This window comes from Achromobacter sp. ACM01, from assembly GCF_014851745.1.
Taxonomy (GTDB): Bacteria; Pseudomonadota; Gammaproteobacteria; order Burkholderiales; family Burkholderiaceae_B; genus Achromobacter; species Achromobacter aegrifaciens.
Genome location: NZ_JACVAF010000001.1, coordinates 667,807 through 681,019 on the forward strand (window position 1 = coordinate 667,807; position 13,213 = coordinate 681,019).

Here is a 13,213-nt window from a genome sequence, read left to right on the forward strand (position 1 = left end):
CGTTTGCTCCTGTTTCAATTGGATCCACTGTTCTCTACACTTGTCGCGCCGGACGTGCCTCCAGGGTACGCCTGCAACAGGCTCATGGCTGGACAAGCGGGGCAAGCGCGCGGCGAAACATCGTTACACAACGAAAGTCTGCCCATGCGTCCCCTTCACGCACGTTACGTCTTATCAGGCAGTAAGGAAGACTTTGCATGGCGAAATGGGGTTTGCGCAGAAAATCGTTGATGGCGCTGTTGCTGGCGTGCCTGGTTGCCCTGGCGCCGGCGGCCCTGATCGGCTGGCAGGTGCTGGACGGGGTCAGGGAGCACTTCGGACGGGCTTTCTCCGACAACTTCACGCAATTGAACCGCCAGCGCATCCTGGCGCCGGTGTCCCGTGAACTGGCCCTGTCGCAGCGGTTGGCGGATAGCGAGGTCACTCGCCGCTGGCTGCGGCACGAAAGCGACCCGGCCGCGCGCGAGCTGTTCTTTCGCGAAGCCGACGGCTACCGCCGCGATCTGCTGGGACGCGCCTACTTCATCGCCAGCGCCGCCTCGGGCAATTATTACTTCAACGACGACCAGCCCCTGTCCGAGACGCCGCGCTACACGCTGAGCAAAAGCGCGGCCGACGACGCCTGGTTCTACCTGACGCTGGCGTCTCCCGCCAAATACAACATCAACGTCAACCCGGACCTGAAGCTCAAGACCACCAAGGTCTGGATCAACGTCCAGGTGCGCGACGGCGACCGGGTCATCGGCCTGACCGGTTCCGGTCTGGACGTAGGCGGATTCCTGCGTGAATTCGTCAACAGCGGCCAGCCCGGGGTCACGCCGATCATCGTCGACGAGGAAGGCGCGATCCAGGCCCACATGGACGCCTCGCTCATTGCCTACAACTCGGGCGCGGGCGGCGCTGCCCGCGGCACGGTGTTCAACCTGCTGGACGGCGGCGAGGGCCGCGCCGAGCTGGCCGCGGCCATGAAGGCGGCGCGGACCGACCCGCAGTCGGTGCAATCCGCCTGGGTCAAGATGGACGGCATCCGGCAGCTGGTGTCCGTAGCCTACATGCCGGAACTGCATTGGCATGTGCTGACGGTGGTGGACCTGGGCGCGGCCCGGGTACTGGACACGGATTGGCTCTGGCCCGCGGCGATCGGCCTGGTGGTGCTGTTCGCGGCCATGTTGCTGTGCTTCGGCTACGCCATCGAGCGCCTGATGCTGCGCCCCTTGCGCCGCCTGCAGCAGTCGGCGCGCGCCATCGCCGACGGCAGCTACGACGTGCGCCTGCCTCCGGGCGGCCAGGACGAAATCGGCGACCTCAGCCGCGCCTTCGGCGTGATGGCGGACAAGGTGCGCCAGCACACGGCTGAACTCGAAACCAAGGTGCGCGAGCGCACCTCCGAACTCGAGGACGCCAATCGCGCCATGGCCGCCGCGCACAAGAAAATCGACGACTCCATCGATTACGCCAGCCTGATCCAGCGCGCCATTCTGCCGGATCGCCAGCTTACCCAGTCCCTGGGCGCGCACCATTTCGTGCTGTGGAAGCCGCGCGACGTGGTGGGCGGCGACTTCTACGTATTCCGCTCCGACGGCGCCAACTGCCTGCTGGGCATCATGGATTGCGCCGGCCACGGCGTGCCCGGCGCATTGATGACCATGCTGGCCCGCGCCGCCATAGATCTGGCGATCACCGAGGCCGGCCCGGCCGACCCCGCCGCCATCCTGACCCGCACCGACAACGCCATCCGCGCCATGCTTGCCGACGCGCAATTGCCCCGTGCGCTGGCCACGAACACGGATGCGGCCCTGGTTTATATTGACCGCCAGGGCGGCCGGTTGCGCTATGCGGGCGCCAAGATCAGCCTGTACGCGAGCAACGGCGAGGAACTGCGCGAGGTGCCCGGCGGCAAGCGGGCGCTGGGCGACAAGCGCACCGAGACCTACGAAAACATCGAACTGCGGATGGAGTCCGGCTGGACCTACTACCTGGTCACGGACGGGTTCCTGGACCAGGCGGGAGGCGAACACGGCTTTGGCTTTGGCAATACCCGGTTCGCGGAAATGCTCAAGACGCACGCGCGCCGGCCGTTAACCGAACAGGCGGCCGCCTTTACCCAGGCGCTGGCAGAGTACCAAGGCGGGCGGCCGCAGCGTGATGACATCACCTTGCTGTCGTTCCGTTTCGAATAAACGTTATCAGGGCGGTTACCCCCATGAATGCCTCCGATCTTTACGCATTGGGCGAACGGTTCAACCAGAATCGCACTCTGTTGTGCTTCAACGGACCGACTTCCCGCAGCCTGATCGAGGAAATCGGCAATGCGCTCAAGAACTATCTGAACGCGGAGCACGCGCGGCCGGCCGAGGCCATGGACGTTTTCTCCGTCTACATCGAGATGATCCAGAACATCCGCCAGTACGCCGCGCTGCATGACGACCTGGACGCCTCGGCCACCGTGGTGATCGGCCGCCGCGATGAAAGCCGCTACGTGGTGTCGGCGGGCAACCTGGTCAAGGCGGAGGACGGCGAGGCGCTGGTCGCCCGCATCCAGGAACTGGCCGCGCTGGACAAGGCGGCGCTGAAGGCCGAGTACAAGGCGCAGCTGCACAAGCCGCGCGCCCAGGGCGTCGCCTCGGGCGCCGGCCTGGGGCTGATCGATATCGCCCGCCGCGCTGGCGCGCCGCTGGAGGCCAGCCTGACGCCCGCCGCAGCGCCCGGGCAGGCCTTCTTCAGCCTGAGCGTCGTGATCTGAAGGCGTGCCGGGCCAAGAATATATTTGGAGCAACTAATGAACGATTTGAACATTCCCGGGACCCAGTCCACGCCCGCCATCACCGCCGACACCGCTGCCGGCGTGCTGGCGATGCGCGGCGACTCCTATCCCGAGAATTCCTTCGAGCTGTTCGGTCCCGTCATCGAATGGGTCGAAGCCTATCTGCTGAGCAGCGCCGCGCCCCTGAAGCTGGAGCTGGAACTGCTCTACCTGAACACCAGCAGCATCAAGTCCGTCATGGACATCTTCGATCTGCTGGAGGCTGCCCACAACAAGGGCCGCGAGGTCAGCGTCACCTGGTTCTACGACATGCGCAATGAGCGCGTCGGCGAACTGGCCGAGGAATTCAAGGAAGACTGCACGTTTCCCTTTTCCGTTGTCGGCCGCCAATGAAATCCGACGCCGCCCAGCTGGACAAGCGCATCGCCGAATTGCTGGCGGATCCGGTCTATCAGGGCCATCCGTTGCATGAAGCGCTGGACGCGCTCTGGCGGCATACGGCCGAACAGATGGCGCGCATCGAGCGCGTGACCCAACTGTCGGACGCCTACCAGAGCATGGCGCACGAACGCGAGCTGGGCCTGTGCGACCGTTTCGACCGGCAACTGCGCCGGCTGACCCGCATCGCGCGCATCTCGGACCACTACCAGAACATGATGCGGGACCTGAACTCCGCATTGCAGGAAACCTCCAACCGCGATCCCTTGACCGGCCTCTTGAACCGGCGCGCCTTGATGGAAATGATCAAGCAGGAGGTCTTGCGCGTGTCTCGCGGCGGATCGACCTTCGTGGTGGCGATGCTGGACGTGGATCATTTCAAGTCGGTCAACGACCGCTATGGCCATGAAACAGGCGACCGCGCGCTGGTCGAGCTGGCCGGCGCGTTGGGCGACAACTTGCGCGAATACGATCTATGCGGCCGCTGGGGCGGCGAGGAATTCCTGGTGCTGCTGCCCAGCACCCAGCCCGAGGATGCCCAGCGCGTCATGGACCGGCTGGTTGGCGCGGTGCGCGCCTTGGCAATCACGGTGGGGGATGGCGTGTTGAGATTGACGGTCAGCATAGGCATGGCATATCACCAGTTGGGAGAAACCTTCTCTGAAACGCTCAGCCGTGCGGACCAGGCCTTGTACCTGGCCAAGCAGGACGGACGCGACCGCGTCGAACTCGGGTTTCCGAAGCGCAGATGAAACCGGATCAGCTGTTATCCGGCATGGAGCCCCATATGCTTGATTCTTATCCAGGCGTTACCGACGAGCGCCCTCAAGGCGCCGCGTGGCACTCCGCCACTTATCTGGCGTCCATGGATCGGGCGCTGCTGCTGTTCGATTTTGATCCGGCTGGCTCCTTGTTGAACGCCAACGCGAATTTTCTCGCCCTGGTCGGCCATGCCCGCGAAGAGGCCCTGGAGCTGCGCCATGACATGCTTTGCGACAGCATGGACGAAGGCAAGGGCATCGTCGGCGGCGAGCAGGTCTGGGCCAGGCTGCTGGGCGGCAAGCACTTCACCGGCACCTGCCGCTATCGCAAGAAGGACGGCGGCTTCGTCTGGATCGAAGCCACCTACATGCCCATCGCCGGCGAAGCCGGCGATGTCGTACGCATTTCCGTCATCTCCCGCAAATCCATCGCGGACGCCGACCGCCAGGAAGAGATCCGGCTCCTGTTGCTGGGCATCAACGAAACCGGCAATGCCGTCGCGGTGTCGGGCAAGGACGGCCGCATCCTCTACGTGAACGACGGCTTCCAGCGCATGCTGGGCTTTTCCCGCGGCGACGCCGTCAACCAGGAGCTGGGCGAACTGCTGGCCGGAGGCAGGCCGGACGGCGGCACGCGCGAAGAGCTGGGCCGCCGCATCGCCTGCCGCGAGGGCTACCACAAGGACGTGCTGGTCTACGATCGCGCCGGCCGCCCGCTGTGGGTGTCGGTGATGGCCAACTCCGTGTTCGACGAACGCGGCGCCCTGGTCAATATCGTGGACGTGCTGACGGACATCACGCCCACCAAGGTGCACGAAGTCTTGCAGCGCCGCGTGCTGCAAGCCATGGTCAATGAGGCCTCGGTGGTCGAGGTCATGAACATGGTGTGCCGCGAGGTCGAACGTCTGGCGCCCGAAGTCGCGGCCAGCGTCCTGCGGGTGGACGATGCCGGGCTGCTGCGGCCGCTGGCCGCGCCCAGCCTGCCGCAAGCCTACACCGACGCCTTGGACGGCGTGGCCATCGGGCCGCAGGCGGGCGCTTGCGGCACCTCTGCCTTCCTGGGCCGGCCGGTGATCGTGCCGGACATCTCCACCGATCCGCTGTGGGACGACTATCGACACCTGCCGCTGCCGGACGACGTGAAGGCCTGCTGGTCGTCGCCGATCAAGTCCAGCGATGGCCGGGTCATAGGCACCTTCGGTTTTTATTTCCGCGAGCGGCGCCTGCCCGACGATTTCCATCACCGGCTGGTGGACGTGTGCGTGTACTTGTGCGCGCTGGCGCTGGAGCGCGAGGAGGCCCGCGCGCGTATCCGCCAGTTGGCGTTCTATGACGAACTGACCGGCTTGCCCAACCGCAACCTGCTGCTGGCGCAGGCCGAGCAGGCCATCGCGCGCGCTGAACCCGAGCGCAAGCGTGTCGCCATTCTGTTCCTGGACCTGGATCGCTTCAAGCAGGTCAACGATACGCTGGGCCATCCCATAGGCGATGCGTTGCTGCGCGACGTGGCGCAGCGCTTGCGCCGCCTGGCGCGCGCGACCGACATCGTGGGCCGCTTGTCGGGCGACGAGTTCGTGATGCTGATGCCGGACTTTGAACACGGTCGACTGACGACGGCGGCGGAGCATGTGCTGGTCGCCTTGGCTCAGCCGTTCTCGGTGGGCGGCATCACGCTCAATCCCTCGGTCAGCATCGGCATCAGCGTGTTCCCCGAGAACGGACGCGACATGGATACGTTGCTGCGCCATGCCGACATGGCGATGTACCAGGCCAAGACGGCGGGGCGCAACCGCATCTCTTTCTTCAGCGCCGAAATGAACCGGCAGGCGCAGGAGCGCCTGGCGCTGGAGGCCGCCTTGCGCGATGCGCTGGAGGCGAAGGCTTTGCGGTTGCACTATCAACCGCAGGTGGGGTTGAAGAACGGTCAGCTGTACGGGGTCGAGGCGCTGGCGCGCTGGCGTCATCCGACGCTGGGCGATATCTCGCCGGCGCGCTTTGTGCCGCTGGCCGAGGAATGCGGGTTGATCGGCGACCTGGGCGACTGGGCGGTGCACGAGGCTTGTTCGCAGTTGGCGGTCTGGCGGGCGAAGGGCCTGCGGGTGCCGTCGGTGTCGGTGAACCTGTCTGCGACGAATTTCCACAATCTGAATCTGCCGCGGTTGATCGAGGCGACGCTGGCCGAGTTCGGGCTGGCGGCGGCGGATCTGATGCTGGAGATCACAGAAGGCGTGGTGCTGGATGCGACGGCGGGTACGTTGCGGACGATCGCGGAGCTGCATCGCTTGGGGGTGCGGTTGTCGATGGACGATTTCGGGACTGGCTATTCCAGCCTGGGGCATTTGCGGCGACTGATCGTGGATGAACTGAAGCTGGATCGCAGTTTCGTGCAGGGGCTGGAGAGCGATGACGCGGCTCGGGCGTTGACCAGCGCTGTGATTCGTATCGGCGAGAGCCTGAGCCTGCCTGTGGTGGCTGAAGGCGTCGAGAACGAAGAGCAGCGGCGGTTTTTGATTGAGCAGGGGTGTGCGGCGGGGCAGGGGTTTTTGTTTTCGCCGCCGTTGCCGGCTGCTGATCTTGAGGAGTGGCTGCGGGGGCGGCCGTAGGTTCTTTGGCTGCTGCTGCTTTCGCCGCTTCTGTGGTTTCTGTGGCTTCCGTTGGTTCTTAAGGCGCCAGTCGCTTCGGCGGCCTGGCGTGCGCGGGGCAACGATTGCGGTCCGGAGCGTTCGCTCCGGACTTCCCCTTCGTCATCGTCGTCCAGGCCTTCGGCCTTCCCTTCCGATTCCCTCGGGCTTATCGACGCCCCGCGCACGCCAGGCCGCCGAAGCGACTGGCTCGGCTGGTTGAATCTTTACGGGTGTTGGGGCGGGTGGTTTGCTTGGCGTTCTTGGCGCCGGTGGCGGATGGTGGAAGATCTTGCGGGGCCCGCCCCAGGTCGGCCGCGCGGGCGGCCGACCTGGGGCATACGCTTGGTATTGCGACTGCGACTGTGACTGCGGTCGCGGTTGCTGTCGCAGGCGCTGCGCGCTTGGCGCCACGGGCCGCCATGTCTTGCCCGCGGCGCGCCTGCCTCTTACTTCGACGCCACCGTTTCCGGCGGCACCGGGTTCTCCCAGCCGCCGCCAATTGCGCGGATCAGGCCTACGGCCGAGCGCGCTTGTTCGCCGCTGAGCTGCACGGCGACGCGTTGCTGCAGCAGGACGCTGCGGTCGGCTTCGATGACGTCCAGGTAGCTGATGGAGCCTTCGCGGTACTGCGTGTGCGAGAGCTTGGCGGCGCGGGCGGCTGCGTCGACGGCTGCGTCTTGCGCCTTGGTCTGGTCGGCCAGGATGCGCAGGTTGGCCAGGTTGTCTTCCACTTCGCGGAACGCGTTCAGCACGGTCTGGCGGTAGACGGCGACGTCTTCCTCGTAGACGGCGCGGGCGCGGTCCAGGCCGGCCTGGCGGCGGCCGCCGTCGAAGATGGGCATGGACAGCGCGGCGCCGACCAGCGGGCCCAGCAGGAAGGTGCGGCTGGACCACTGGAACAGGTTGCCCAGGTCCGAGGACTCGTAGCCGAAGGCGCCGGTGATGTCCAGGCGCGGGAAGAACGCGGACTTGGCCGCGCCGATGCGGGCGTTGGCGGCGGCCATGGCGCGTTCGGCGGCGGCGATGTCGGGGCGGCGTTCCAGCAGCGTGGATGGCAGGCCGGCGGGGATCGACAGCGCGACCTTCTGGATGGGCTGCTCGGGCATGGCGAAGTCTGACGGGGCGCGCCCCAGCAGCACGGCCAGCGCGTGCTCGGAGGCGGCGCGGCGGCGGTCGATGCCCAGGGCTTCGGATTGCGCGCTGGCAAGTTCGGCCTTGGCGCGGGCCAGGTCGAGTTCGCTGATGTCGCCGGCGTCGTAGCGGCGCTGGATCAGTTGCAGGGTGTCGGTGCGCAGCTTGACCGTCTGGCGGTAGAGCTGCGATTCGGCGTCCTGTTCGCGCACCAGGAAGTAGGTGGTGGCGACGTCGGCCTGCAGGGCCAGCAGCACGGAACGGTACAGGGCCTCGCTTTGCTGGGCGTCGGCGCTGGCGGCGTCGTAGGTGGAGGCGACGCGGCCGAACAGGTCGGCTTCGTAGGAAACGGCGCCTTGGGCGCGCCAAGTCGTGACCGGGCTGGTCGAGGTGCCGTCGGGCAGGCCCTGCGACACGGCCGAGGGGCGCTGGCGGTTGGGGCCGAAGGCGGCGTCCAGGTTGGGGAAGAAGCCGGCGCGGGCTTCGCGTTGCAGCGCGCGCGATTGGGTCAGGCGGGCGGCGGCGGCCTGCAGGTTCTGGTTGGCCTTTTGGGCTTCTTCCTGCAGCTGGTTCAGCCCTTCGTCGCCGAACACTTTCCACCAGGCGCCGCGCAGCGCGTCTTCCGACGGTTCGGCGGTCTTCCAGGTGCCGGCCTCGGAAGCGGGCAGGGCGGCTTCCTTGAAGGCCGCGGGCACCGCGGCCGAGGGGCGTTCGTAGGTGGGGCCCACCGCGCAGCCGGCCAGCACGAGCAGGACGGCAAGCAGGGCGGAACCGCGGGTCAGTCTTTTGATCATGATGACTATTCTCTTGTGGGCGCCTTCCGCCTAGGGGGCGGAAGGCGCTGTCTAGCTACTGTGGTGAGCCGGCTCAGGCGTGATGTTGCTGGGCGGGTTGCGCGTTCGGGGCCACGTGCGGGACGCACACGGGAGCCTCGTGCGGCGCGGCGGAGTGCAGCGTCTTGCCGCCCAGCGTGCGCAGCAGCACGTAGAACACGGGGGTCAGGAACAGGCCGAACAGGGTCACGCCCAGCATGCCGAAGAACACCGCGATGCCCATGGCCTGGCGCATTTCAGAACCCGCGCCCGAGGACAGCACCAGCGGCACCACGCCCATGATGAACGCGATGGACGTCATCAGGATGGGGCGCAGGCGCAGGCGGCTGGCCTCGATGGCGGCGTCCAGCGGACTGCGGCCGTTCATTTCCAGTTCGCGGGCGAATTCCACGATCAGGATCGCGTTCTTCGCCGACAGGCCCACCAGCACCATCAGGCCGATCTGCGTGAAGATGTTGTTGTCGTTGCCGGTCAGGTAGACGCCCGTCAGCGCGGCCAGGATGCTCATCGGCACGATCAGGATCACGGCCAGCGGCAGGGTCAGGCTTTCGTACAACGCGGCCAGCACCAGGAACACCAACAGCACGCTGATCGGGAACACCCACAGGCCCGCGTTGCCCGCCAGGATCTGCTGGTAGGTCAGGTCGGTCCACTCCATCTTCATGCCGCGCGGCAGGGTCTCGGCGGCGATGCGCTCGGCCGCGGCCTGGGCCTGGTCGGACGAGTAGCCGGGCGCCGGACCGCCGTTGATGTCGGCGGCGGTGTAGCCGTTGTAGCGCACCACCATTTCCGGGCCGAAGGTCTGGTTGACGGTGACGAGCGAGGATAGCGGCACCATTTCGCCGGCGACGTTGCGGGTCTTCAGTTGCAGGATGTCGTCGGCGTGCGCGCGGAATTGCGCGTCGGCTTGCGCCCGCACCTGGAAGACGCGGCCGAAACGATTGAAGTCGTTGACATACATCGAGCCCAGGTAGATCTGCATGGTGTCGAAGACTTCCGTCACCGGCACGCCCAGTTGCTTGGCCTTGACGCGGTCCAGGTCCACGTCCAGCTGCGGCACGTTGATCTCGTAACTGGAGAAGGCGGGGCCCAGTTCCGGCGTCTGGCGCGCCTTTTCCAGGAAGGCTTGCTTGGCCTTGTCCAGTGCGGCGTAGCCGGCGGCGCTGCGGTCTTCGATCTGGAACTTGAAACCGCCCAGCGTGCCCAGGCCCATCACGGGCGGGGGCGGGAACACGGCGATGAACGAGTCCTGGATGGCCGCGAACTTCTGGTTGAGCGAGCCCGCGATGGCGTCGCCCGACAGCGCGGCGTTCTTGCGCTCTTCGAAGGGCTTGAGCATGACGAACACGATGCCGGCGCTCGAACTATTGGTGAAGCCGTTGATCGACAGGCCGGGGAAGGCGATGGTGCTCTGTACGCCGGGTTCCTTCAGGGCGATGTCGCTCATGCGGCGGATCACCGCGTCCGTGCGGTCCAGCGAGGCGCCGTTGGGCAGCTGCGTGAAGGCGATCAGGTACTGCTTGTCCTGCGCGGGCACGAAACCGCCGGGCACCAGATAGGAGACGCCGACGGTGGCGGCCACCAGCACGGCGTACACGCCCATGGCGCTGGCCTTGCGGCGGATCACTTTGGTGACGCCCGTGCCGTACGACTCGGACGCGCGGCCGAACATATTGTTGAACCAGTTGAAGAAGCGGCCGAAGACGCGGTTCATGCCACGGGTCAGCCAGTCGGGCTTGTCGTGGTGGCTCTTGAGCAGGATGGCCGACAGCGCGGGCGACAGGGTCAGCGAGTTGAAGGCCGAGATCACCGTCGAGATGGCGATGGTCATGGCGAACTGCTTGTAGAACTGGCCGGTCAGGCCCGTCATGAAGGCCAGTGGCACGAACACCGCGCACAGCGTCAGCGCAATGGCGATGATGGGGCCGCTGACCTCACGCATGGCGCGATAGGTCGCATCGCGCGGACTCAGGCCTGCGGCGATGTTGCGCTCCACGTTTTCCACCACCACGATGGCGTCGTCCACCACGATGCCGATGGCCAGCACCATGCCGAACAGCGACAGCGCGTTGATGGAATAGCCGAACATCAGCAGCAGGGCGAAGGTCCCCACGATGGACACGGGCACCGCCAGCAGCGGGATGATGGACGCGCGCCAGGTCTGCAGGAACAGGATCACCACCAGCACCACCAGGGCGATCGCTTCCAGCAGCGTGGTCACCACGGCTTTGATGCTGGCGCGCACGAATTGGGTGGGGTCGTATTCGATGCGGTATTCCACGCCCGGCGGGAAGTCCTGCGACAGCTCGGCCATGGCGGCGCGCACCTGGCTGGACACGTCCAGCGCGTTGGCGCCGGGCGACTGCATGATGCCCATGCCCACCGCCTGCTTGTTGTCCAGCAGCGACCGCAAGCCGTATTCCTGCGCGTCCAGTTCCACGCGGGCCACGTCCGACAGGTAGGTCACCGCGCCATCGGGCGAGGTCTTCAGGATGATGTCGCGGAATTCCTCTTCGGTCTGCAGGCGGCCGCGGGCATTCACGTTCAGCTGCAGCGGCACGTCACCCAGCGTGGGGGACGCACCGATGACGCCGGCGGCGACCTGCACGTTCTGTTCGCGGATGGCGGCGACCACTTCGCTCGCGGTCATGCCGCGCTGGGCGACTTTCTGCGGGTCCAGCCAGACGCGCATGGAATAGTTGCCCGAGCCCCACACCGTCACTTCGCCCACGCCGGTGATGCGGGCGAGGCGATCCTTGACGTTCAGGATCGCGTAGTTGCGCAGGTAGGTGATGTCGTAGCGGTCATTGGGCGAGATCAGGTGCACCACCAGCGTCAGCGTGGGCGAGCTCTTGGCCGTGGTCACGCCCAGGCGCTGCACGTCCGGCGGCAGGCGCGGCAGCGCTTGCGACACGCGGTTCTGCACCAGCTGCTGCGCCTTGTCCGGGTCCACGCCCAGCTTGAAGTTGACCGTCAGGGTCAGGTTGCCGTCGCTGTTGGCCTGCGACTGCATGTACAGCATGTCCTCGACGCCGTTGATGGATTCCTCCAGCGGCGAGGCCACGGTTTCGGCGATGACCTTGGGGTTGGCGCCTGGATACTGCGCGCGCACGACCACGGACGGCGGCACCACTTCCGGATACTCGGAGATGGGCAGCTGGAACATGGCCAGCAGGCCCGCCAGCAGCACCAGGACCGACAGCACGCCGGCGAAGATCGGCCGGTCGATGAAGAATTTCGAGATATTCATGGACGTTCTCGTTAGACGCGCCGGCTCAGTTCAGGGTGGCCGAGGCGGTCTTGACCGGGTTGCGTTGGGCCGCAACCATGGGGACGACGGTGGGGGTCACGGCATCGCCGGGACGGATGCGCTGCAGGCCGTTGACGACGATGCGTTCGCCGGCGGCCAGGCCCGAATCGACCACGCGCAGGCCTTCCTGGTTGGCGCCCAGCTTGACCTGGCGGTAGACGGCATGGTTCTTGTCGTCCAGCACCAGCACGTAGCGCTTGTCCTGGTCGGTGCCGATGGCCTTTTCGTCGATCAGCACGGCCTGGCGCGGTTCGCTGCCGCCCAGGCGGACGCGGGCGTACAGGCCGGGCAGCAGCTGGCCGTCGGCGTTGTCGAACTCGGCGCGCACGCGGATCGTGCCGGAGGTGGTGTCCAGGCGGTTGTCCACGGACTGCACGACGCCGGTGCGCGAATAGCCTTCCTCGTTGGCCAGGCCCAGCTCCACCGGCACGGCGCCGGCGCGGCCGCCGCGCGCAGGGTTCACATAGCGCAGGAAGGTTTGTTCATCCACGTCGAACGATGCGTACATCTTGGACACCGACACCAGGCGGGTCAGCGGCACGGAGCCGGCGCCAGCCGCCACCACGTTGCCCACCGTGACCTCGGCGCGCGACACGCGGCCGTCCACCGGGGCTTCGATGCGGGTGTAGCCGAGGTTCAGCTTGGCATAGTCCAGCGCCGCCTGGGCGCCTTGCAGGTTGGCGGCGGCTTCGCGTGCGGCGTTCTGCTTTTCCTCGAAATCGCGGCGGGCGATGGCGTTGTCTGTCAGCAGGCGCTGGCCGCGGGCCAGTTCGCTGGCGGTATACGAGGCGCGGGCCTTCGCGGCGGTCAGGGCGGCGGCGGCGCGGTCCACCTCGGCCGCGTAGGGACGCGGGTCGATGGTGAAGAGCACGTCGCCCTTCTTGACGATGCTGCCGTCCTGGAAGTGCACGGCGGTCAGGGTGCCCGACACCAGGGGACGGATGTCGACGCGGTCGATGGCTTCCAGGCGGCCGGAGTAGCGCTGCCAGTCCACGATGGTCTTGTTCAGGACCTCGGCCACTTCGACTGGCGGCGCCGTGGGGGCAGTCTGCGCCTGCGCCGCATTGGCGCCAGCGGGAGCGCGGAAGAGGGCATAACCGCCGCCAGCGGCGACGATGGCGGCAAAGACGGCGAGCACAGCAATACGATTGCGCGAAACCATGGTGTTTCCTTGAGAGATGATGGGGCGAAAGCGCGCTTGCCTGGATGAGCCTGGGGGCGGAGGCGGCTGCGGCGGCCTGGGGCAGGCCTGTCCTCGGGATCCGGCGGAAATGCTGCAATGCAACATGCAATGCTGCTGCGCATCCCAGGCAAAGGCGCCTGATCGGGGCGGGTCTTTGCGGGTGCCGGAA

8 protein-coding genes are annotated in these 13,213 nt (G+C 66.6%); 5 read left to right on the forward strand and 3 right to left on the reverse strand.

The window, feature by feature from the left end; translation table 11 throughout:
- Positions 1-197 precede the first annotated feature (197 nt).
- From siaA to IB268_RS03200, 5 genes are read left to right on the forward strand one after another with little or no spacing between them, the layout of a single operon-like run.
- On the forward strand, positions 198-2,180 hold the full coding sequence (siaA, locus tag IB268_RS03180; RefSeq protein ID WP_199728345.1) for a biofilm regulation protein phosphatase SiaA: 1,983 nt from the start codon (positions 198-200) through the stop codon (positions 2,178-2,180).
- Positions 2,181-2,203: 23 nt separating this feature from the next.
- A complete protein-coding gene (gene siaB / locus IB268_RS03185; protein WP_054459227.1) occupies positions 2,204-2,743 on the forward strand; it encodes a biofilm regulation protein kinase SiaB in 540 nt (179 codons plus the stop codon).
- Between the two features lie 36 nt (positions 2,744-2,779).
- On the forward strand, positions 2,780-3,157 hold the full coding sequence (siaC, locus tag IB268_RS03190; protein ID WP_054459225.1) for a biofilm regulation phosphoprotein SiaC: 378 nt from the start codon (positions 2,780-2,782) through the stop codon (positions 3,155-3,157).
- Positions 3,154-3,954, forward strand: coding sequence for a biofilm regulation diguanylate cyclase SiaD (gene siaD, locus IB268_RS03195; RefSeq protein ID WP_054459223.1), 801 nt, complete (start codon positions 3,154-3,156; stop codon positions 3,952-3,954). The genes siaC and siaD overlap by 4 nt, the downstream gene beginning before the upstream one ends.
- Before the next feature lie 35 nt (positions 3,955-3,989).
- Entirely contained in the window at positions 3,990-6,566 is a 2,577-nt protein-coding gene (locus tag IB268_RS03200) for an EAL domain-containing protein (protein ID WP_054459221.1), read from the forward strand.
- A 467-nt stretch (positions 6,567-7,033) separates the two neighbouring features.
- On the opposite strand, the gene IB268_RS03205 is transcribed toward IB268_RS03200, so the two are convergent.
- The 3 genes from IB268_RS03205 to IB268_RS03215 form a co-directional block, all read right to left on the reverse strand.
- Positions 7,034-8,512 (reverse strand): efflux transporter outer membrane subunit, encoded by a 1,479-nt coding sequence (locus tag IB268_RS03205; protein WP_054458788.1) that lies wholly within the window; start codon positions 8,510-8,512, stop codon positions 7,034-7,036.
- A gap of 73 nt (positions 8,513-8,585) precedes the next feature.
- Positions 8,586-11,801, reverse strand: coding sequence for an efflux RND transporter permease subunit (locus IB268_RS03210; protein WP_054458791.1), 3,216 nt, complete (start codon positions 11,799-11,801; stop codon positions 8,586-8,588).
- 25 nt (positions 11,802-11,826) lie between these two features.
- On the reverse strand, positions 11,827-13,023 hold the full coding sequence (locus IB268_RS03215; protein ID WP_054458793.1) for an efflux RND transporter periplasmic adaptor subunit: 1,197 nt from the start codon (positions 13,021-13,023) through the stop codon (positions 11,827-11,829).
- Positions 13,024-13,213 lie beyond the last annotated feature (190 nt).

Excerpts from the sequence above, each read along its gene's own strand:
- siaA (WP_199728345.1), top strand. The coding sequence starts at position 198 with ATGGCGAAATGGGGTTTGCGCAGAAAATCGTTGATGGCGCTGTTGCTG.
- siaB (WP_054459227.1), top strand. The coding sequence starts at position 2,204 with ATGAATGCCTCCGATCTTTACGCATTGGGCGAACGGTTCAACCAGAAT.
- siaC (WP_054459225.1), top strand. The coding sequence starts at position 2,780 with ATGAACGATTTGAACATTCCCGGGACCCAGTCCACGCCCGCCATCACC.
- siaD (WP_054459223.1), top strand. The coding sequence starts at position 3,154 with ATGAAATCCGACGCCGCCCAGCTGGACAAGCGCATCGCCGAATTGCTG.
- IB268_RS03200 (WP_054459221.1), top strand. The coding sequence starts at position 3,990 with ATGCTTGATTCTTATCCAGGCGTTACCGACGAGCGCCCTCAAGGCGCC.
- IB268_RS03205 (WP_054458788.1), bottom strand. The coding sequence starts at position 8,512 with ATGATCAAAAGACTGACCCGCGGTTCCGCCCTGCTTGCCGTCCTGCTC.
- IB268_RS03210 (WP_054458791.1), bottom strand. The coding sequence starts at position 11,801 with ATGAATATCTCGAAATTCTTCATCGACCGGCCGATCTTCGCCGGCGTG.
- IB268_RS03215 (WP_054458793.1), bottom strand. The coding sequence starts at position 13,023 with ATGGTTTCGCGCAATCGTATTGCTGTGCTCGCCGTCTTTGCCGCCATC.